This is a genomic window from Methylobacterium sp. P5_C11, assembly GCF_054049775.1.
In genome coordinates this window covers 16,940-37,806 of record NZ_JBFULS010000030.1, presented here as the reverse complement: position 1 = coordinate 37,806, position 20,867 = coordinate 16,940, and the positions used below count along the sequence as shown (strand labels likewise).

The 20,867-nt window shown below is 70.4% G+C and carries 19 protein-coding genes; 9 read left to right on the top strand and 10 right to left on the bottom strand.

The annotated features are described in order from the left end of the window. The first annotated feature begins 25 nt into the window (after positions 1-25). On the top strand, positions 26-1,315 hold the full coding sequence (gene murA / locus ACXJKQ_RS16605; RefSeq protein ID WP_457106835.1) for a UDP-N-acetylglucosamine 1-carboxyvinyltransferase: 1,290 nt from the start codon (positions 26-28) through the stop codon (positions 1,313-1,315). A 36-nt stretch (positions 1,316-1,351) separates the two neighbouring features. Here murA and ACXJKQ_RS16600 read toward each other — a convergent pair whose 3' ends face one another. Next, positions 1,352-1,735: a hypothetical protein gene (locus ACXJKQ_RS16600; protein ID WP_457106834.1), complete on the bottom strand. Its 384-nt coding sequence runs from the start codon at positions 1,733-1,735 to the stop codon at positions 1,352-1,354. A 186-nt stretch (positions 1,736-1,921) separates the two neighbouring features. On the opposite strand from ACXJKQ_RS16600, the gene ACXJKQ_RS16595 reads away from it, so the two are divergent. From ACXJKQ_RS16595 to ACXJKQ_RS16580, 4 genes are read left to right on the top strand one after another with little or no spacing between them, the layout of a single operon-like run. Continuing rightward, entirely contained in the window at positions 1,922-2,371 is a 450-nt protein-coding gene (locus ACXJKQ_RS16595; protein WP_457106833.1) for a DUF2948 family protein, read from the top strand. A gap of 21 nt (positions 2,372-2,392) precedes the next feature. Continuing rightward, entirely contained in the window at positions 2,393-3,688 is a 1,296-nt protein-coding gene (gene hisD / locus ACXJKQ_RS16590; RefSeq protein WP_457106832.1) for a histidinol dehydrogenase, read from the top strand. Between the two features lie 10 nt (positions 3,689-3,698). Then, positions 3,699-4,181, top strand: coding sequence for a UPF0262 family protein (locus ACXJKQ_RS16585; protein ID WP_457106831.1), 483 nt, complete (start codon positions 3,699-3,701; stop codon positions 4,179-4,181). Positions 4,182-4,204: 23 nt separating this feature from the next. Beyond that, complete coding sequence (locus ACXJKQ_RS16580; RefSeq protein WP_457106830.1) at positions 4,205-4,687, top strand: arsenate-mycothiol transferase ArsC; 483 nt, start codon at positions 4,205-4,207, stop codon at positions 4,685-4,687. Between the two features lie 817 nt (positions 4,688-5,504). Here ACXJKQ_RS16580 and ACXJKQ_RS16575 read toward each other — a convergent pair. From ACXJKQ_RS16575 to ACXJKQ_RS16540, 8 genes are all read right to left on the bottom strand, one after another. Beyond that, a complete protein-coding gene (locus tag ACXJKQ_RS16575) occupies positions 5,505-5,831 on the bottom strand; it encodes a hypothetical protein (RefSeq protein WP_457106829.1) in 327 nt (108 codons plus the stop codon). 115 nt (positions 5,832-5,946) lie between these two features. Then, positions 5,947-6,579, bottom strand: a complete 633-nt coding sequence (locus ACXJKQ_RS16570; protein WP_457106828.1) for a transglutaminase-like cysteine peptidase — start codon at positions 6,577-6,579, stop codon at positions 5,947-5,949. Positions 6,580-6,906: 327 nt separating this feature from the next. Continuing rightward, a complete protein-coding gene (locus ACXJKQ_RS16565; protein ID WP_457106827.1) occupies positions 6,907-8,640 on the bottom strand; it encodes an AMP-binding protein in 1,734 nt (577 codons plus the stop codon). A gap of 73 nt (positions 8,641-8,713) precedes the next feature. After that, a complete protein-coding gene (locus ACXJKQ_RS16560) occupies positions 8,714-9,493 on the bottom strand; it encodes an enoyl-CoA hydratase (protein WP_457106826.1) in 780 nt (259 codons plus the stop codon). After that, complete coding sequence (gene mmsB, locus ACXJKQ_RS16555; protein WP_457106825.1) at positions 9,490-10,383, bottom strand: 3-hydroxyisobutyrate dehydrogenase; 894 nt, start codon at positions 10,381-10,383, stop codon at positions 9,490-9,492. The genes ACXJKQ_RS16560 and mmsB overlap by 4 nt, the downstream gene beginning before the upstream one ends. A gap of 237 nt (positions 10,384-10,620) precedes the next feature. After that, entirely contained in the window at positions 10,621-11,682 is a 1,062-nt protein-coding gene (locus ACXJKQ_RS16550) for an enoyl-CoA hydratase/isomerase family protein (protein ID WP_457106824.1), read from the bottom strand. After that, positions 11,679-12,824, bottom strand: a complete 1,146-nt coding sequence (locus ACXJKQ_RS16545; protein ID WP_457106823.1) for an isobutyryl-CoA dehydrogenase — start codon at positions 12,822-12,824, stop codon at positions 11,679-11,681. Before ACXJKQ_RS16545 ends, ACXJKQ_RS16550 begins: the two co-directional genes overlap by 4 nt. A 210-nt stretch (positions 12,825-13,034) precedes the next feature. After that, on the bottom strand, positions 13,035-14,531 hold the full coding sequence (locus ACXJKQ_RS16540; protein WP_457106822.1) for a CoA-acylating methylmalonate-semialdehyde dehydrogenase: 1,497 nt from the start codon (positions 14,529-14,531) through the stop codon (positions 13,035-13,037). A gap of 112 nt (positions 14,532-14,643) precedes the next feature. On the opposite strand from ACXJKQ_RS16540, the gene ACXJKQ_RS16535 reads away from it, so the two are divergent. Both ACXJKQ_RS16535 and ACXJKQ_RS16530 read left to right on the top strand, forming a co-directional pair. After that, complete coding sequence (locus ACXJKQ_RS16535; RefSeq protein WP_457106821.1) at positions 14,644-15,552, top strand: LysR family transcriptional regulator; 909 nt, start codon at positions 14,644-14,646, stop codon at positions 15,550-15,552. An 88-nt stretch (positions 15,553-15,640) separates the two neighbouring features. Beyond that, the gene (locus tag ACXJKQ_RS16530; RefSeq protein WP_457106820.1) at positions 15,641-16,804 is read left to right on the top strand and encodes an iron-containing alcohol dehydrogenase; all 1,164 of its coding nucleotides are present in this window, start codon (positions 15,641-15,643) and stop codon (positions 16,802-16,804) included. Positions 16,805-16,956: 152 nt separating this feature from the next. Here the strand turns inward: ACXJKQ_RS16530 and ACXJKQ_RS16525 are convergent, their stop codons facing one another. Further along, the gene (locus tag ACXJKQ_RS16525; protein WP_457106819.1) at positions 16,957-18,186 is read right to left on the bottom strand and encodes an ABC transporter substrate-binding protein; all 1,230 of its coding nucleotides are present in this window, start codon (positions 18,184-18,186) and stop codon (positions 16,957-16,959) included. A gap of 258 nt (positions 18,187-18,444) precedes the next feature. Here ACXJKQ_RS16525 and cpaB point away from each other — a divergent pair, with 258 nt between their 5' ends. Further along, positions 18,445-19,260: a Flp pilus assembly protein CpaB gene (cpaB, locus tag ACXJKQ_RS16520; RefSeq protein WP_457106818.1), complete on the top strand. Its 816-nt coding sequence runs from the start codon at positions 18,445-18,447 to the stop codon at positions 19,258-19,260. Between the two features lie 14 nt (positions 19,261-19,274). Next, positions 19,275-20,852: a type II and III secretion system protein family protein gene (locus ACXJKQ_RS16515; protein WP_457106817.1), complete on the top strand. Its 1,578-nt coding sequence runs from the start codon at positions 19,275-19,277 to the stop codon at positions 20,850-20,852. Positions 20,853-20,867 lie beyond the last annotated feature (15 nt).

The window sequence follows — 20,867 nt, the reverse complement described above, 5'->3', positions numbered from 1 at the left end:
GTGGGGCGCGGCCCGAGGACACAGTATGGACCGCATCCACATCACCGGCGGCACGCCGCTCAACGGCGTGATCCCGATCTCGGGCGCCAAGAATGCGGCGCTGCCGCTGATGATCGCGAGCCTTCTCACCGGCGAGACGCTCGAACTCATCAACGTGCCGCGGCTGGCCGACATCGCGGCGCTGACGCGGATCCTCGGCAATCACGGCGTCGACCACATGGTCGTCGGCAAGCGTCCGGGTCAGACCACCGAGACCGGTCAGACCATCCGGCTCACCGCCTCGAACGTCATCGACACCACGGCGCCCTACGAGTTGGTCTCGACCATGCGGGCCAGTTTCTGGGTGATCGCACCGCTGCTCGCCCGGTTCGGCGAGGCGAAGGTGTCACTTCCCGGCGGCTGCGCCATCGGCACCCGCCCGGTCGACCTGCTGATCATGGCCCTGCAGAAGCTCGGGGCCGAGATCGACATCGATGCCGGCTACGTGGTCGCACGGACCAAGAACGGCCTGCGCGGCGCCGAGATCGCCTTTCCGAAGGTCACGGTCGGCGGCACGCACGTGGCCCTCATGGCCGCCGCCCTCGCCTACGGGACCACGGTGATCGAGAACGCCGCCCGCGAGCCGGAGGTGGTCGATCTCGCCGAATGCCTGAACAAGATGGGCGCCAAGATCCGCGGCGCCGGCACGCCGCATATCGAGATCGAGGGCGTGGCCCGGCTGGGCGGCGCCCGCCACGCGGTGCTGCCCGACCGGATCGAGACCGGCACCTACGCGATGGCGGTGGCGATGGCCGGCGGCGACGTCGTCCTCAAGGACACGCGGGCCGACCTCCTGCATTCGGCCCTCGACGTGCTCTCGACCACCGGCGCCGAGATCAGCCAGGTCGAGGGCGGGATCCGCGTGCGCCGCAACGGCGCCGGCATCGCCGCGGTGGACGTGACCACGGACCCGTTCCCGGGCTTCCCCACGGACCTGCAGGCGCAGTTCATGGCGCTGATGACGCTGGCCAAGGGACAGTCGCATATCCGCGAGACGATCTTCGAGAACCGGTTCATGCACGTGCAGGAACTCGCCCGTCTCGGCGCCAAGATCCGCCTCGAGGGCGATCTCGCCATCGTCGAGGGCGTGGAGCGGCTGAAGGGCGCGCCCGTGATGGCGACGGACCTGCGCGCCTCGGTGTCGCTGGTCATCGCCGGTCTCGCCGCCGAGGGGGAAACCCAGATCAACCGGGTCTATCACCTCGACCGCGGCTTCGAGGCGCTGGAAGCCAAGCTCAGCCGCTGCGGCGCACAGATCGAGCGCGTGCGGGCGTGATCGCATGACGCGGCGCGGGTCCGGCGGCCCGCGCGCTCAGTCCTCGATCCGGCCACGGGCATGTCCGAAACCGGAAATCCCGCACCCGCAGGGTGTGTCGGGCGGTGCGGCCCGGGTCAGGCAGGTACCGCGGGCGGTGACGCAGACGCTATCGGCCTCCCGGCGCCGCTCGGTGCGATAGCGCCAGCGCGGCCGGGGCCGGTCGTCGGCGTCATCGGGCGGCGGCGGCCAGTCCGGGCCGAAATCCGCCGGCGGTGGCGGGGGCCTGTACCGGGGCGGCGCGTCGTCCGCCCGGTCGGTGCCCGGCCGACCGTAGATGTAGGGTCTCGCGTTTGGACCCATCTGCGCGCCAGCCGGATCGGCGGCGGGCAGCCCAAGCGCCAGTGCGGTCACGGCCGCGCTTACGATGTGCTTCCACATCTGACATCCTGCCTGAAATCCACCATCGTGGCTTCTAGGCGCCCGCGCTGGGCCAAGCCTGGGCCGTGGCGACATCGCGACCCCCAAGCCAGCCGTTGCCCGAACGGGACCGCGCCGCTACCTACGCCCTGCCGCGGGGCACTTTGCCGCCCGACCCGCGACCCGTGTTTCCCGAGGACCCCCTGCATGGAGCTGCTCAGGCTCGCCGCCCTCGACACCGAGGACCTGACCGTGATCTCCGCGCACCTGCAGGATGCGATCCTCCGGCCGGAGGACCTGACGTATCTCGCCGGCGAGCAGCGCTTCCTCATGGCCGCGCGGCGCTTCGACTGGACGCCGGACGCCCCGCCCCGGCGGCGCCTCAGCGGCCTGCATTTCGAGCGCGTCCGCAGCGTCAAGAGCCGCGGCCTGACGCCGGGCGACAACACTCCGATGAGCCTGCTCGCCCTCACCTTCGAGCCGACGGATGCGCCTTCCGGGTATATCGACCTGGTCTTCTCCGGCGGAGCGGCCCTTCGGCTGGAGGTCGAGTGCATCGAAGTCCGGATGAAGGACCTCGGCCCGGTCTGGGAATCCGCCACGCGCCCCGGCCACGACATCGACACGACCGATACGGCCGCCGGCCCGGCGGCCTGACGCGAGACGAAAGGCTTCCCGATGGTCCGGCTCGACAGCAGCGATCCGAATTTTGCCGCCGCCTTCGCGCGTCTCCTGACGGTGAAGCGCGAAATCGCCGAGGACGTGGACGAGGCCGTGCGCGGCATCATCGCGGACGTCGTCGCCCGCGGCGACGCGGCGCTGGTCGACTTCACCCGGCGCTTCGACCGGCTCGGCGGCGATTTTTCCGCCGGGCACCTGCGCGTCACCGAGGCGGAGATCGCCGCAGCGGTCGCGGCCTGCCCGCCGGATTCCCTAGAGGCCCTGCGCCTCGCCGCCGAGCGGATCGAGAGCTTCCATCGGGCTCAGCGGCCCGCCGATCACCGCGCCACCGACGCCCTGGGCGTCACGGCCGGCTGGCGCTGGACGGCGCTGGAATCGGTAGGACTCTACGTTCCGGGCGGGACGGCGAGCTATCCCTCCTCGGTGCTGATGAACGCGCTTCCGGCCCGGGTCGCCGGCGTGCCGCGGATCGTCATGGTGGTCCCCACTCCGGACGGCCAGATGAACCCGCTGGTCCTGGCCGCGGCGCAGCTGTCCGGCGTGCACGAGGTCTACCGGGTGGGTGGCGCCCAGGCGGTCGCGGCGCTCGCCTACGGGACCGCCACCATCGCGCCGGTCGCCAAGGTCGTCGGACCCGGCAATGCCTGGGTGGCGGCGGCCAAGCGCCGGGTCTTCGGCCAGGTCGGGATCGACATGATCGCCGGTCCCTCCGAGGTGCTGATCCTGGCCGACGGGCACGCCAATCCGGACTGGATCGCCGCCGATCTGCTGGCGCAGGCCGAACACGACGTGGCCGCCCAGGCGATCCTGATCACCGACAGCGCCGAACTCGCCGATGCCGTAGAGGGCGCGGTGGAGCGCGCCCTCACGACCCTGCCGCGCCAGGAGATCGCCCGGGCGAGCTGGCGCGACTACGGCGCCGTCATCCGGGTGCGGGACTTCGACGAGGCCGTCCCGCTCGTCGATCGCCTCGCCCCCGAGCACCTCGAGATCGAGACGCAGGATGCGGAGGCGCTCGCCGCCAAGGTGCGCAACGCCGGCGCGATCTTCCTCGGGTCGCACACCCCGGAGGCAATCGGCGACTATGTCGGCGGCCCCAACCACGTCCTGCCGACCGCCCGTTCGGCCCGGTTCTCCTCCGGCCTCGGGGTTCTCGACTTCATGAAGCGGACGACGATCCTCGCCTGCACGCCGGATAGCTTGCGGGCGCTCGGTCCGGCGGCGATAAGCCTCGGCCGGTCGGAGGGCCTTGAGGGGCATGCCCGCTCCGTCGCGATCCGGCTGAACCTGTGAGGTTTTGGGGATGGCGGAGAAGCAGCGCGGGCCGAACCGCCTCGCGAAGGTTAGCCTGGACGAGGCGTCCATCGCCCGGGGCAACCCGGATCAGGAGCACGAGCGGGCGATCGCGCTGTTCGACATCCTGGAGGACAATTGCTTCGCGATCCCGGATCGGGAAGGCCCCTACGCCCTGACGCTCGGCCTCGTCGAGAATAAGCTGTCCTTCGCGATTGCGACGGTCGACGGCGAGCCGGTGATGACCCACCTCCTGTCCCTCACGCCGTTCCGGCGGGTGATCCGCGACTACGAGATGATCTGCGAGAGCTACTACAACGCAATCCGCACCGCCTCGCCCTCGCAGATCGAGGCGATCGACATGGGCCGGCGCGGGCTTCACAACGAGGCGTCCGAGACCTTGAAGCAGCGCCTGGACGGCAAGGTCGACCTCGACCACGACACGGCGCGGCGCCTGTTCACCCTGATCTTCGCCCTGCACTGGAAGGGCTAGGGTGCCCTCTGCGCCGACCGGCGATGGCTGAGCCCATTCCCGCGTCTCCGCCCGACGCTCCTGCGAAGAAGCGGCGGGTGCAGTCCGTCCTGTTCATGTGCAACTACAACGCCGTGCGCTCGGTGGCGGCGGAAGCGATCGCGCGCGCCTATTTCGGCAAGTCCACCTATGTGCAATCAGCCGGGGTCCGCTCCGGCGAGCCCACCGACCCGTTCATGATCGCGGCCCTCGACGAGGTCGGGATCGACGCGACCCGGCACCGCCCGCGCACCATCGAGGAACTGGAGGATTGGGAGGGGCTGAACTTCGACCTGATCATCACCCTCGCCCCGGAGGCGCATCACCGGGCGCTCGATCTGACGCACACCCTCGCGGCCGATGTCGAATACTGGCCGACCCCGGATCCGACGCTGGTGCAGGACGCCTCCCGGGAGCAGCGCCTCGAGGCCTACCGGGATGTCCGCGACGGGCTCACCCGGCGGATCAAGGCCCGTTTGAAAGCCTGACGGCGCAGGATCCGGCTTCCGGGAGCCGGATTATCGATCGTCCGCTGGCCGTCGCCGTGCGACCTTGGGCCGCTTCGCGCGGAACGTCGAAGCTAAAACCAAGCATCGGGCGTTGAAAAAATCTGCTATACGTTTTGCCGTACTGTCCGATTCGGCAGAAATCAAATGCCTATCCACAAAAATATAAGCGTATCGGCAATTCTTTATATCATTTCTACAGTGAACTCATTTCCACAATGGGATCCTTCAGGAATCCTACTCAGCGTTCCCGTCACGAACAGCTGCGCGATGACATCCGGAAAGGTCGCGGCTCTCAGTTCAGGCACCCTATTCTATTGTCCCTCACGGGCATCGCAAATCGATGCCCAGATATCAGACGCGAGTCATTTCTACGTCGTTCACGAATACGGCCTCCTAGCCGTCCAAACCACGTCCCGGAAGCTGGCTGATTGCTGGGCGGCCCATAAGCTGGCGGCGACGCCGAGAGGCCCACACTATGTCAGACAGTGGATCAGGCATTGGCGGGCTTACGGGACGTCGGACCCGACTCATGGGACCCCCGAAGAGAGGATCTCGAATGTTCGGAACTGTTGTGCCTGCGGTGCCTAGACCCGTTTTCGATCGCGCAGCCTTTACCACGGGAAGGCTGTCCCATGCGGACGCAGGGGCGCGGCGGATCGACTGAATCGAGGATGCCCGCCCAGACCCGCGCCATGCTCCACCGTGGCCGGGAACGGTCCTGAGCTTTCCGACTGCGGCGCCAGCGCGGCTGCTCCGTCAACGGCACACGGGCTCTGCGCCTTTGAGCCCCGACGCGTTACCCGCTCCTTCCGATCAGCCAGGCTCGGATGCGCCCGGCGACGAGCGGGCGGGCGCGCGCGACATCCACCTCGTCGAGGAGTGGCGAGCTTGCCAGAGCGGTGAGATAGGCCTCCTCGGGTCCCCGGCACGCAACGAAGGCCGCATCGGCGGCCAGATCCCGCTCCGTCAGCACGGCCTGGATCCGGAAATTGCGGCTGAGGCAGTCGCGCCACGTCTCGTGCCGCATTGCGGTCTCGCCGGCGGCCTGCGCTCGGCAGGCAATGCCCGCGACCAGCAGCGCGGCGCAAACCAGGACCTGCGATACGTGGCGGGCTCGCGACATCAATCAGGCACTCCGTCCCGGGACAGAGTGCCGCCGACAGGGTTAGCGTACCGTTAAGACCTGTTGCCGGCGCACCGAGTGCTGCGCCCACTGAGGCAGGCGTGCCGACGACCGCTCAGCGATTGGCGGTTGTGACCGGGGAGGTGACGCCGCCGAGSGAGACCCAGGCGACCGCGTCCTGGCTCTCGCGCTTGATGAACACGTAGCCGGTCTTGTGCCAGGCCAGGATCGCGTTGGTCTTGTTGTCGAGCACGAGGTCGCCCCGGTCGGTGATCAGGGTCAGCACCGCGTGGCCCTCGCCCTTCTCGTCGATCACCACGGTCATCCGCATCGCCCGCCGCGGCAGCCCGGCCTCGACCAGAAGGTGGCGCTTGAGCAGCTGGAARTCCTCGCAGTCGCCGATCCCRTCCTCGGCCAGGTCCCAGCGGTCGGCCACGTGCAGRTGGTCCTGATCGGTCATCGGCTCGACCGCCTTGTTSACCCGRCGGTTCACCGCCACGATCGTCGCCCAGGTCGACGGCGTCAGGCTGATCCGCGCCGGCTCGCTCCGGTCCACCGCGCACTCGGCCGCGTAGCYCTGGCAGAACGTCACCCACGCCGCGATCGGCTTGGCRTCCCCCTGAACCCGCGCCCCAACGTCGCTCGGAAGGCTCGCCAGTGTCTGCGCCTGCGCCGTCGCGGCGAGGCCGAGCAGTGCCGCAGCACCGGCCAGCACACCCCGAACGATCCTGAGAAGCCCCGCGCCCATCGAACCCGTCCCCGTTGTTGAGGCCAGGATTGCGCCGCAGAGCCTCCGCGGCGCTGAAGCGGATGCGGGCAATTTTATCGATCTGCCGCCCGGGGCGAGCCGATGCGCGACAGCGTCGACGGCAGGCTTGGGAAGCGCGGCAAAACTGCGCTGTCGGCTTCGGGAAACGGAAACCTTGAGCGATCGTTCAAGGCGCCCGGATCTTCACGGAGGCGGCGCCGGCAGCCCGGCCGTCAAGGCGGTCCGCTCGGCGACGCATCCCTGCGCCTCGTCCGTCGCGCGGATTCCAGGTGATCTGCACGGCAAGGACACCGCGTGCGGTGCCCCTCACCCGGCCGTCTGGTCGAGCTTGCGCTCCGCCTCGCCCTTCAGCTCCGGGAAATCCGCCTGCGTGTAGGCCCGGCCGCGATGCGGATCGTCGGTGACGCCCTCGTGCTCCAGGCGGCGCAGCTGCACCCGACGGATCTTGCCCGAGATCGTCTTGGGGAGGTCGGTGACGAACTCGAGGCCGCGCAGGCGCTTGAAGGTCGCGAGCCGCGCGTTGGTGAAGCGGAAGATGTCGAGCGCCGTCTCCGGCCCCGGCGAGGCGCCCGCCACCAGGGACACGTAGGCCTTCGGGATGGTGTGGCGCATCGGATCGGGCACCGGGACCACCGCGGCCTCGGCCACGGCGGGGTGCTCGATCAGGACGCTCTCCAGCTCAAACGGGCTGATCCGGTAGCCGGAGGACTTGAACACGTCGTCGGAGCGGCCCACGAAGGTGTAGCACCCCTCCTCGTCCACGAAGGCGACGTCGCCAGTGTGGTAGAGGTCGCCGTCCGCGCCCGACAGGCGGCCCTGGCCGTCGTCGTAGCCCTGCATCAGGCCGGCGGGCCGATGGGCGCCGAGTTCGAGGCAGACCTCGCCCTCGGAGGCCGGCTGGCCGTCGAGATCGAGGACGCGGACCCGGTAGCCCGGCAGGGGCCGGCCGAGCGCCCCCGGCACCACCGGCTGGCCGGGCGTGTTGGCCATGAGCGCCGTGGTCTCGGTCTGGCCGTAGCCGTCGCGGATCGTGAGGCCCCAGGCGGAGTTCACGCGCTCGATGACCTCGGGGTTCAGGGGCTCGCCCGCCGCGCAGACCTCGCGCAGGGCGAGGTTACGGCCGGTGAGATCCTCCTGGATGATCATCCGCCACACGGTCGGCGGCGCGCACAGCGTGGTGGCGCCGGTGCGCTCCAGCTGCGCCAGCAAGGCGGCGGCGTTGAACGGCGCCTGATTGATCACCAGGATGGTCGCGCCGGCGTTCCACGGGGCGAAGAACGACGACCATGCGTGCTTGGCCCAGCCAGGCGAGGAGACGTTGCAGTGCACGTCCCCGGGCTGGAGCCCGAGCCAGTACATGGTGGAGAGCGCCCCGACCGGATAGGAGCGGTGGCTGTGGCGCACCAGCTTCGGCTTCGCGGTGGTGCCGGAGGTGAAGTAAAGCAGAAGCGGGTCGTCGGCCGCGGTCGGCGCGTCCGGCGCGAAGCCGTCCGCGGCGCCGAAGGCCGCGTCGTAAGCGGCCCAGCCCTCCTGGGCGGCACCGGTGACGAGGCGGATGACACCGCCGGTGTCGAGACCCGCGAAGCGCGCGATCTGCTCCGGGCCGGCGACGATCGCCCGGGGACGCCCGCGGGCGAGGCGGTCGGCGAGTTCATCGGCGGTGAGCAGCGTCGTCGCCGGGATGACCACGGCCCCGAGCTTCATCGCCGCCAGCATGGTCTCCCACAGGGCGGGAACGTTGCCGAGGAGCAGGAGCAGGTGGTCGCCGCGTTTCAGGCCGAGCTGCCGCAGGTGGTTGGCCACCTGATTCGACCGCGCCGCGAGTTGACCGAAGGTCAGGCTCTGCTCGGTGCCGCTGCCGGCCTCGACGATCCGCAGGGCGGCGCGATCGCGGCTCTCCGGGCCAGCGAGGACGGCGTCGAACCAGTCGAGCGCCCAGTTGAACGGCACCGGATCCGGCCACGCGAAGGCCGAGACGGCGGCGGCGTAATCGGTGCGGTGGGCCAGCAGAAGATCGCGGGCCTCCCGGAAGCTCGGCATGGTCGTCCCCCCTCGATGTCGTGTCTGCGGTCCGGCCCTTCCCTCCGCCCGTCCCGGATGGGAAAGGCCGCGTTCAGGTGTTCTCGAACCGGGGCGGCCGCTTCTCCACGAAGGCGGCCATGCCCTCCTTCTGGTCCTTGGTGGCGAACATGGCATGGAAGACCCGCCGCTCGAAGCGGATGCCCTCGGTCAGCGTGGTCTCGTACGAACGGTTGACTGCCTCCTTGGTCATCATGGCGATCGGCAGCGACATCGAGGCGATCGTCTCGGCCGCCTTCAGGGCCTCGTCGAGGAGCTGGTCGGCGGCGATCACCCGGGAGACGAGGCCGGCGCGCTCCGCTTCGGCGGCGTCCATCATCCGGCCGGTCAGGCACATCTCCATGGCCTTGGCCTTGCCGACGAAGCGGGTGAGCCGCTGGCTGCCGCCGATCCCCGGCATCACGCCGAGCTTGATCTCGGGCTGGCCGAACTGCGCCGTGTCGGCCGCCAGGATGATGTCGCACATCATGGCGAGCTCGCAGCCGCCGCCCAGAGCGTAACCCGCCACGGCGGCGATGATCGGCTTGCGCACGGCGATGAAACGGTCCCAGTCGGCGAACCGGTCGCCCGCGTACATCTCCGCGTAGGTGGCGTGCTGCATCTCCTTGATGTCGGCGCCGGCCGCGAAGGCCTTGGCCGAGCCGGTCACGACGATGCAGCCGATCCCCGGATCCGCATCCGCCTCAGTGGCCGCCCGGATCACCTCCCGGGTGAGCTGCGCGTTGATGGCGTTCAGCGCCTTCGGCCGGTTGAGGGTGATCAGCAGGACGCGCCCGCGCGTCTCCGTCAGGATCGTCTCGTATAGGTCGCTCACGACTCGCCTCCCTGCCCGCGGAGCATACGGATGATCGCGGAAAAGTCCTCTCCGCCGTGGCCGGCCCCCTCGAACAGCCCGTAGATCTGCGCGGCCTCCGCGCCCAGCGGCGTCGCGGCCCCCGCGGCAATGGCAGCGGCCTGGGCGAGCCGGAGATCCTTGAGCATCAGCGCGGCGGCGAAGCCCGGCTTGTAGCCGGTGTTGGCCGGCGAGGTTGGCACCGGCCCCGGCACCGGGCAGTAGGTGGTCAGCGACCAGCACTGGCCCGAGGAGACCGAGGCCACGTCGTAGAGCGCCTGGTGCGACAGCCCGAGCTTCTCTCCCAGCGCGAAGGCCTCGCTGACGCCGATCATCGAGATGCCGAGGATCATGTTGTTGCAGATCTTGGCCGCCTGTCCGGCGCCGGCATCGCCGCAATGGAACACGTTCTTGCCCATCGCCTTCAGCAGCGGCTCGGCCTTGGCGAAGGCCGCCGCGGCGCCGCCGGCCATGAAGGTCAGCGTTCCGGCCTTGGCACCCCCGGTTCCCCCCGAGACCGGCGCGTCCACCGACAGGCAGCCGCGCGCCTCGGCGAGGCCGTGGGCCTTGCGGGCGCTCTCGACGTCGACCGTCGACGAATCGATGAGGAGGGTGCCGGCGGGCAGGGCCGCGGCGAGCTGCGTCCAGACCTCGACCACGTGCCGCCCGGCGGGCAGCATGGTGATCACCACGTCCGCGCCTTCGGCCGCCTCCAGGGCCGAGCCCGCCACCGCGATCCCCGCTTCGCGAGCGGTCTCCAGGGAGGCCGGCGCCAGGTCGAACCCGCGCACCGTGTGCCCCGCCTTCACGAGGTTGGCCGCCATCGGGCCGCCCATGTTGCCGAGACCGATGAACCCGATGGTCTGCGCCATCCCATTCCTCCCTGACTTACCTCACGCACTCTCACCGCACCGGCAGGCCACGTCGGTCAGAACCGAGCGCGACGCGCCCCCTCCCCCGTGCGGGAGAGGGTTGGGGTGAGGGATACGCCCTCTCCGGAAAAACCTGGTCCCTCACCCTGGCACTCTCCCGAACGGGAGAGGGGACCTGCGCTCCCCTGGAGATCCGGGAGCGCCACCCCGAAGCGGGGCTGGGCGAGCGGCCTCACATCACACCGGCCCGGTGCGTGAACCGGAAAACACCGGCGCCGCCCGCGGCTCCAGCCAGCGGGCGATCCGGGCGGGATCGACCGCGTCGAGGGTCGGCGGATTCCAGCGCGGGGTCCTGTCCTTGTCGATCACCGCGGCGCGGATGCCCTCGCGAAAGTCGCCCTCGTCCAGCAGCGCCAGCGAGGCGTGGAACTCCCGCTCGAGGCAGGCCTCCAGATTCGGGGCGCCGCGGCCGAGACGCAGCAGGCAGAGCGTCAGGACGAGGCTCGACGGCGCCTTGGTCAGCAGGGTCTTCCGGGTCGCGGCCGCGAAGTCCGAGCCATCCGCGGCGAGGGCGGACAGGATCTCGTCGACCATGTCGAAGGCGAAGCAGCGGTCGATCACCGCCCGGTGGGCGGCCAGCGGCGCCGCACCGGGATCCTGGGCGAGGCGCGCGATCACGTCCCGCACGCCGTCATCCCCGGCATCCGGCGCCAGCGCCGCGAGGGCGGAGGCCAGATCGGGCAGGGCCGCGGAGTGCACCAGCGCGTCGGCAAGGTCACAAAACATCGCGTCGGCGGCGCCGACCGGCTCGCCGGTCAGGCCCAGATAGGTGCCGATCTCACCCGGCGCCCGGGGCAGCAGCCACGTGCCGCCGACATCGGGCAGGTAGCCGATCCCGGTCTCCGGCATGGCGATCCGCGACCGCTCGGTGACGATCCGGTGGGCCGCGTGTCCCGCGAGCCCGACGCCGCCGCCCATGGTGATGCCGTCCATCACCGCCACGAAAGGTTTTTCGTAGGCGGCGATGCGCGCGTCGAGCCTGTACTCGTCGCGCCAGAAGGCTTCCGCGAAGGCGGAATCGGGGCTCTCGTACAGGGAGCGCAGGTCGCCGCCGGCGCAGAGGCCGCGCTCGCCCTCTCCGGTGAGCAGCACCGCGGCGACGCCCGGATCCGCCGAGAACCCATCGAGCGACCGGTCGATCTCACCCACCATGCCGTGCGTCAGGGCGTTCAGCGCCTTCGGCCGGTTGAGCCTCAGGCGCCCGAGGGCGCCGACCCGCTCGACGATCACCTCGCTCATCGGCGTCCCCCGGTCAGCGCGCGGGCGATGATCACCCGCATGATCTCGTTCGTGCCTTCGAGGATCTGGTGGACGCGCAGGTCCCGGACGATCTTCTCCACCCCGTACTCCGCGAGGTAGCCGTAGCCGCCGTGGAGCTGGAGCGCTTGGTTGGCGACCTCGAAGGCCGCGTCGGTGACGTGGCGCTTGGCCATGGCGCAGAGCTGCGTCGCTGTGGAGTCTTTGGCGTCGAGGGCCGAGGCGGCGTGGCGCAGGAAGGTTCGCGACACCTCAAGGCTGGTCGCCATGTCGGCGAGCCGGAACTGCAGCGCCTGGAAGTCGGTGAGCTTCGCCCCGAAGGCGCGGCGGTCGCCCATGTAGGCGAGCGCCTTGTCGAGGGCCGCCTGCGCGCCGCCCAGGGAGCAGGCGGCGATGTTCAGCCGCCCGCCGTCGAGGCCGCTCATGGCGATGCGGAAGCCCTGGCCCTCCGCGCCCAGGCGGTTTTCCACCGGTACGCGGCAGCCGTCGAAGCGCACGGCGCGGGTCGGCTGGGCGTTCCAGCCCATCTTGCGCTCGTCGGCCCCGAAGGAGAGGCCGGGCGTGCCCTTCTCGACCACGATCGCCGAGATGCCGGCCGGGCCGGCCTCGCCGGTGCGGACCATGCAGACGTAGAGGTCGCTGGCACCGGCGCCCGAGATGAACTGCTTCTCGCCGGTGAGCACGTAATGGTCCCGGTCCCGCTCGGCGCGGGTGCGGAGCGCCGCGGCGTCGGAGCCCGAGCCCGGTTCGGTGAGGCAGTAGCTGGCGATCCGCTCCATCCCCATCAGGGACGGGATCCAGCGCCGGCGCTGGTCGTCGTCGCCGTAGGCGTCGATCATCCAGGCGCACATGTTGTGGATCGACAGGAACGCCGCCACGGTCGGGCAGCCGGTGCTCAGCGCCTCGAAGATCAGGGTGGCGTCGAGACGCGAGAGCCCCGAGCCGCCGACATCCTCGCGGACGTAGATGCCTGCCATGCCGAGGGCGGCGGCCTCCCGCAGGGTCTTCACCGGGAAGGTCTTGTCCCGGTCCCAGTCGAGGGCGTGCGGCGCGATGTGCTCGGCCGCGAAGCCGAGGGCCATCTCGCGGATCGCTGTCCGATCCTCGTCGAGCCCGAAACTCATGGGAACTCCCCCATATTCGCCACCCACCGCGCGAGGTTCGCACATCGGCCGCCCGGAGGCGCCCCGTACCCCCTCTCCCGTGCGGGAGAGGGTTGGGGTGAGGGACTAGGTCTATCCGGAGAGGTCGCACCCCTCATCCGGCCTTCTGCGAGAGCAGCCCTCTCCCGAACGTGAGAGGGGACCCGCGCCCCAACCTTGAGCCGTCGCGCTCTACCGCATCGTCGGGATGGAGAACTCCGCCCCGCTCTTGATGCCGCTCGGCCAGCGCTGCGTCACGGTCTTGGTCTTGGTGTAGAAGCGGATCGAGTCCGGCCCGTGCTGGTTCAGGTCGCCGAAGCCCGAGCGCTTCCAGCCGCCGAAGGTGTGGTAGGCGATCGGAACCGGGATCGGCACGTTGACGCCGACCATGCCGACGTTCACCCGGGCGGTGAAGTCGCGGGCCGCGTCGCCGTCCTGGGTGAAGATCGCGACGCCGTTGCCGTACTGGTGGGTCGAGGGCAGCGCCAGAGCTTCCTCGTAATCCTTGGCCCGCACCACCGCGAGCACCGGGCCGAAGATCTCTTCCTTGTAGATCGTCATGTCGGGCGTCACGCGGTCGAACAGCGAGCCGCCCATATAGAAGCCGTTCTCGTAGCCCTGGAGCTTGAAGCCGCGGCCGTCGACGGCGAGCTGCGCGCCCTCGGCGACGCCCTTGTCGATGTAGCTCGCGACCTTCTGCACGGCCTCCCGGGTGACGAGCGGGCCGTAATCGGCCGAGCCGTCATGGGACGGGCCGATCTTGAGGGACTCGACCCGCGGGATCAGCTTCTCCATCAGCCGGTCGGCGGTCTTCTCGCCCACCGGGACCGCCACCGAGATCGCCATGCAGCGCTCGCCGGCCGAGCCGTAGCCGGCGCCGATCAGCGCGTCGACGGCCTGGCCCATGTCGGCGTCCGGCATGATGATCATGTGGTTCTTGGCGCCGCCGAAGCACTGAGCACGCTTCCCCGTCTCGGCGGCGCGCACGTAGATGTACTCGGCGATATGCGAAGAGCCGACGAAGCCCACCGCCTTGATGTCCTCGTCGTCGAGGATCGCGTCGACCGACTCCTTGTCGCCGTTGACGACGTTGAGGATGCCCGGCGGCAGGCCCGCCTCCAGGAAGATCTCGGCGATGCGGATCGGCACGCTCGGGTCGCGCTCGGACGGCTTCAGGATGAAGGCGTTGCCGCACGCAATGGCCGGGGCGCATTTCCACAGCGGGATCATGGCCGGGAAGTTGAACGGCGTGATGCCGGCGACGACGCCGAGCGGCTGGCGCAGGGAGTAGACGTCGATGCCCGGCCCGGCGCCTTCCGTGTACTCGCCCTTGAGCAGGTGCGGGATGCCGCAGGCGAACTCCACCACCTCGACGCCGCGCTGGATGTCGCCCTTGGCGTCCGGCACGGTCTTGCCGTGCTCGGAGGCGAGCAGCTCGGCCAGCGCGTCGTTCTCGCCGCGGATGAGTTCGAGGAAGCGCATCATCACGCGGGCGCGCTTCTGCGGGTTGGTGGCCGCCCAGGCCGGCTGGGCCGCCTTGGCGTTCTCGACGGCGGCGCGCATCTCGGCCTTGCTGGCGAGCGCGACCTTGGCCTGGACCTCGCCGGTCGAGGGGTGGAACACGTCGGCGAACCGCCCGCTCTCGCCGCCGACGTTCCGGCCGCCGATGTAGTGTCCGATCGTGCGCATGCGCGCCTCCCTGTCGTGTTTAGATTTTGCGGCACCCTAGCAGGATCGCTTGAGCGATAAAGCCGGATGCGCTTACAGCCGTCGTGCATCGATGCACATCGGGAGTGCGAGCATGGCCAGGACGGGACCCAACTGGGACGACCTGCGCTTCTTCCTCGCGGTGGCGCGGACAGGGACCCTGAGCGCCGCCGGGGCGCGCACCGGGACCGAGCACACCACGGTCGGCCGGCGGATCCGCGCCCTCGAGGAGGGGCTCGGCGCCCGGCTGTTCCACCGCAGCAACCTCGGCTACGCCCTCACCGAGGACGGGGCCAACCTGCTCGGCGTAGCCGAGGCCATGGAGAGCGCCTTCCTCTCGGCGAGCGCCGCCACGGAAGCCGCCCAGACCGTCTCCGGCACGGTGCGGATCGGCGCGCCGGACGGGTTCGGCAGCGTGTTCCTCGCGCCCCGGATGCACCGGCTGACCGCGCGCCATCCGGGTCTGGAGGTGGAGATCATGGCGACCGCCCGGATCTTCAGCCTGTCGAAGCGCGAGGCCGACATCGTGATCGGCCTGTCGGGGCCGCAGCAGGCCCGGGTGGTGGCGCGCCGGCTCACCGATTACCGGCTGCTCGTCTACGCGGCCGAAACCTACCTGGCGGGGGTTGCGCCGATCGTGGAGGTGGCGGACCTCTCGGGGCATCCCTTCGTCGGCTACATCGAGGACATGCTGTTCGCGCGCGAGCTGAACTATCTCGGCGCCCTCGGCCCCGCGGTCTCGGCCCGCCTGCGCTCCACCAACCTCCTGGCCCAGGTCCACGCGACGCTCGGCGGCGCCGGCCTCTGCGTGCTGCCGGCCTTCATCGCGGCGGCCCATCCGGGGCTGGTGCCGGTCCTGCCCGGGGCGGTGTCCCTGACCCGCTCGTTCCACATGCACATCCACGAGGATCACCGGAAGGCGGCCCATATCCGCGCCGTGGCCGGGTTCATCGCCGGCGAGGTGGAATCGGCGGGGGCGCTGTTCGCCGGGCCGATGCTGTAAGCCACGGCAGTTTCGCAGGCTGCGCCGGCGCCCTAAGATCCGCCGGTTCCGGCAGGTCACGACGCGCGCCGGATGGGAGGAGCAAACGATGGTCGCCTCGATCGCCCTGCCCCGGCTGATGCGCATCGGCGCCGGCGCCTCGCGGCTGCTGCCGGAGGTGCTCGGGCAGCTCGGCCTGTCGCGGCCCTTCGTGGTCACCGACCCCTACCTCGCCGGCAGCGGCGGCATCGACACGCTGCTCGAACGGCTCACCCGGGCGGGCGCGAAGGCGACGATCTTCTCCGAAACCGTGCCGGACCCGACCGTGGCCTCCGTAGAGGCGGCGCTCGCGGCCCTCCAGGCGGGCGACTTCGACTGCGTGGTCGGCTTCGGCGGCGGCAGCCCGATGGACACCGCCAAGGCGGTGGCAGTGCTCGCCCGCCACGGCGGCCACATGCGCGACTACAAGGCGCCCCGCCAGCAGGACGAGCCCGGCCTGCCGATCGTGGCGATCCCCACCACCGCCGGCACCGGCTCGGAGGCGACCCGCTTCACCATCGTGACCGACGAGGCCTCGGACGAGAAGATGCTGTGCATCGGCCTCGCCTACCTGCCGGTGGCGGCGCTGGTCGATTACGAGCTGACGCTTACCAAGCCCAAGCGGCTCACGGCCGACACCGGCATCGACGCCCTGACCCATGCCATCGAGGCCTACGTCTCGCGCAAGTCGAACCTGTTCTCGGACGGGCTGGCGCTGCAGGCGATGAAGCTGATCGCCCCGAACCTGCGCCGGGTCTGGACCGATCCGGGCGACCGGGCGGCCCGCGAGGCGATGATGCTCGGCGCGACCCAGGCCGGGATCGCCTTCTCGAACGCGTCCGTGGCGCTGGTCCACGGCATGAGCCGGCCGATCGGCGCGCACTTCCACGTGGCGCACGGTCTGTCGAACGCGATGCTGCTGCCGGCGGTCACGGCCTTCTCGGCGCCGGCCGCCATCGACCGCTACGCCGCCTGCGCCCGCGCCATCGGGATCGCCCGCGCGGAGACCGACGACCGGTCCGCCGTCTCGGCCCTGGTGGCGGAACTCGCGGCGCTGAACGACGACCTCGACGTGCCGGGTCCGCAGGAATACGGGATCGACCCGGCCCGCTGGGAGGCGCTTCTCCCCACCATGGCGGCCCAGGCGCTGGCCTCCGGCTCCCCGGCCAACAACCCGGTGGAGCCCACCGCCGACGAGATCGTGGCGCTGTACCGGCGCGTCTGGGCGGGGTGAGGCTGGCGTCCTATCGGCGCCCCGTGAGCGCCGCCGTCTTTGCGAGCGGAGCGAAGCAATCCAGCAGCGCCACGCTCACCGTGGTCGCGCGGCCCTGGGTCGCTTCGCTCCGCTCGCGATGATGGAGGGGCGTTCGCGCCCCTCCCCCGTCCCTACTTCGCCGCCGTCAGCGGGCAGCCGCTCTCGGCCGGGGAGGCGAAGGCCTCCTTGCCGGGGATCGTGGCGAGTTGCCGGTAGAGATCCCACGGCCCCTTCGACTCGGCCGGCTTCTTGACCTCGAACAGGTACATGTCGTGGACCATGCGGCCGTTCGGCTGCACCACCCCGCCATGGGCGAAGACATCGTCCACCGGCAGCGCCTTGAGCTTGGCGTTGACCGCGTCGGTCTCGTCGGTGCCGGCCGCCTTGACGGCCTTCAGGTAGGACAGGACCGCCGAATAGGTGCCGGCCTGGATCATGTTGGGCATCCGGCCGGTGCGCTTCATGTAGCGCTGGCCGAAGGCCCGGGTCTCGTCGTTGGCGTCCCAGTACCAGCCCTCGGTGAGCGTCAGGCCCTGGGCCACCTTCAGGCCGAGCCCGTGCACCTCCGAGAGGGTGAACAGCAGGGCCGCGAGCTTCTGCCCGCCCTCGACGATGCCGTACTCGGCCGCCTGCTTGATCGCGTTCGAGGTGTCGAGGCCGGCATTGGCGAGCCCGATCACCTTGGCCTTGGAACCCTGCGCCTGGAGCAGGAAGGACGAGAAGTCCTGGTTCGAGAGCGGGTGCCGGACGCTGCCCAGCACCTTGCCGCCGTTGGCGAGCACAACCTTGCTGGTGTCGGCTTCCAGCGCCGAGCCAAAGGCGTAGTCGGCCGTCAGGAAGAACCACGTGTTGCCGCCCGCCCGGGTCAGCGCGCCGCCGGTGCCCACCGCCAGCGCCCGCGTGTCGAACGCCCAGTGGTAGCCGTAGGGCGAGCACGCCTTGCCGGTGAGGTCGCTGGTCGCGGCCCCGGTGGTGATGGTGATCTTCTTCTTCTCCTTGGACAGGCCCTGGACCGCGAGCGCCACCGAGGAGGTGGTCAGCTCCATGATCGCGTCGACATTGTCGCGGTCGTACCATTGCCGGGCGATCGCCGAGGCGATGTCGGGCTTGTTCTGGTGGTCGGCCGTGAGGATCTCGATCGGCACGCTGCCGATCTTGCCGCCCATGTCCTCCACCGCCATGCGGGCGGCCTCGACCGAGCCCTGGCCGCCGTACTCGGCGTAGAGGCCGGACTGGTCGTTGAGGACGCCGATCCGGATTGCGTTGTCCGAGAAGGTCCCCTGCGCGGCCGCCGGGGCGGCGCCGAGCGCGGTCCCCGCGAGGGCCGTCGCCAAGACCGCGCCGCCAAATGTCCTGATCATGTCTCCCCCCGGTGCACCCGAGCGCCCGCTTCTGAGGCGGTTCCGGCGGCACGATAGGTCACGATCCGGTGATGCGCCACGGCCGCGATGGCGGGGAGGCTGAAGGATCCCGCGGATTGTGACGCGCTTTCCAAGCGCCCCGTTTCCGGACCGGCGACAACGCGAGAGGTTATAATACCTTAACCATAATTACACGAATCCCCGCGCAGGTTCCGGTCATGGACGGCAATCCGGCCGTCTCCGGCGCGTGGCGATGCGATGAATCCAGCCCGTTTCGCCGTTCTCGGCATCGCCCTCGCGGCGGGCACGGGGGCGGCCTTCCTGATGAGCGGCGGCGACCCGCCGCCTCCGCCGCCGCCGCCGAAGGCCGAGGCACCGCCGCAGCCGATGACGGACGTGCTCGTGGCCGCCGTCGACATGCCGATGGGTCAGGTCCTCCGGGCCGCGGATCTGCGCTGGCAAGCCTGGCCGGACGGCGCCGTGACGACGGGCTACATGACCCGGAAGATCAACCCGAAGGCCCTCGACGAGACCGTGGGCGCCTCGGTCCGGTCGGCCTTCCTGGCGGGCGAGCCGATCCGCGCGCAGAAGCTGGTGCGGCCCGAGAGCGGGTTCATGGCCGCGATCCTGCCGGCCGGCCTGCGCGCGGTCGCCATCGTCACCGACAGCCGCGGCACCAACTCGGCCGGCGGCTTCATCCTGCCCAACGACCGCGTCGACGTGATCCGGACCTTCCGCGACGAATCCAATTCGCGGGCCAACAACAGCGAAGTGCAGCTCTCCCAGACGATCCTGACCGACATCCGCGTCCTGGCGATCGGTCAGCTGATCCAGGAGAAGAACGGTACCAACGTCGTCACCGGGGAGACCGCGACCCTCGCCGTCACGCCCGCGCAGGCCGAGACCCTGGCGCTCGCCCAGAAGGTCGGTGCCCTGTCCCTGTCGCTGCGCAGCCTCGCCGATGCCGGGCGCCCGCCCGAAGCCGCGCCGCAGGCCGATGCGTCCGCGGCGCAGATGCCCGAACCCGCCTTGACCGTGGTGCGCTTCGGCGTCGCGCGGCAGCAGACGCCGTGATCGCGATGGCCGCCATGACCGCTCCGACGCTTCCCGCGCGCCCGACGCGCCGCCCCGCCCGCCACGCGGCCGGCGCCCTCGCCCTGCTGGCCGCCCTGGCCGGACCGGCCTCCGCGCAGGAGCGCCAGACCTTCGGTCCCGCGCCGATCCTGACGATCGGGACTGCGGAATCCGCCTCGACTCGGAAGGTCGAGCTGACCGCCGGCCGCTCCGTGATCGTCGACCTGCCGCGGGACGCCAAGGAGGTGTTCGTGGCCAACCCCGCGGTGGCCAACGCGGTCGTCCGCTCGACCCGCAAGGTCTTCGTGATCGGCATGGCCGACGGCGCGACCTCGATCTTCATCTTGGATGCCGAGGGCCGGCAGATCGCCGCCCTCGACGTGACCGTGGCGCGGGACCTCAATCTCGGAACCCTGCGGGAGTTGCTCAACCAGAGCATCCCGGGCGGACGCTTCGACGTGCGCTCCTCGGGCGCGTCGGTGCTGCTGTCCGGGTCGGTAAACTCCTCGGCGGACGCGCAGCAGGCCATCGACATCGCCAACGCGTTCGTGGGTCTGGGCGGCGGAGCCGCGGGGGCCGGTGGTGCCACGGGGGCCGCGGGAGCGCCGAGTGGCGGCGTCGCCGCCGGAGCGCGCGGCGCGGTCATCAACAACCTCACGATCCGCAACAAGGATCAGGTGATGCTCCGCGTCACCGTGGTGGAGGTGTCGCGCAACGTCCTGAAGCAGTTCGGGATCAACATGACCGGCAACTGGTCGGCGCTGAACCCGCTCGGTTCGGCGACCTCGCCCGGGCTGATCAACAACCTACCGTTCCCGATCAACCCGTCGACTCCCAGCGGCAACCAGATCCAGGCCTCCATACAGTCGGGCGGGTTCTCCCTCCAGGCGACCCTGAAGGCCTTCGAGCAGGCGGGTGTCTCGCGGATCCTGGCCGAGCCGACGCTCACCGCCATCTCCGGCGAGGCTGCCAAGTTCCTGGCCGGCGGCGAATTCCCGGTGCCGTCCTCGGCCGCCTGCACGGTGGGTGGCGTCTGCACCCCCGGCATCACCTACAAGCCCTACGGCGTCGCCCTGTCGTTCACGCCGGTGGTGCTCGCCGACAACCGCATCTCGATCCGCGTCGCAACGGACGTGACCGAGATCGATCCGCAGCAGAGCTTCACCTACGTCGTCGGCAACAGTTCCGTCGTGGTCCCGGGCACCCGGGTGCGGCGCTCCGAGACCACCGTCGAGCTGCCCTCGGGCGGTGTGATGATGACCGCCGGCCTGATCCAGCAGGTGAACAAGCAGGCGATCACCGGCCTGCCCGGCCTGATCAACCTGCCGATCCTCGGCGCGCTGTTCCGCTCCCGCGACTACCAGCGCCAGGAGACCGAGCTGATGATCATGTGCACGCCCTACATCGCCCGGGCGATGGAGCCGAAGCAGGTGAGCCGGCCTGACGACAACTTCGTCGACTCCACCGACGGCCAGGCGGTTCTGCTCGGCCAGATCAACCGCCTCTACGGCAAGGTCGCCTCCCCCGGGGCCGCCGCCGCGCCGCCGCTCGGACACACCTATCGCGGCCGCGTCGGCTTCATCGTCGAGTAGCGCCCCCCGCGTCCC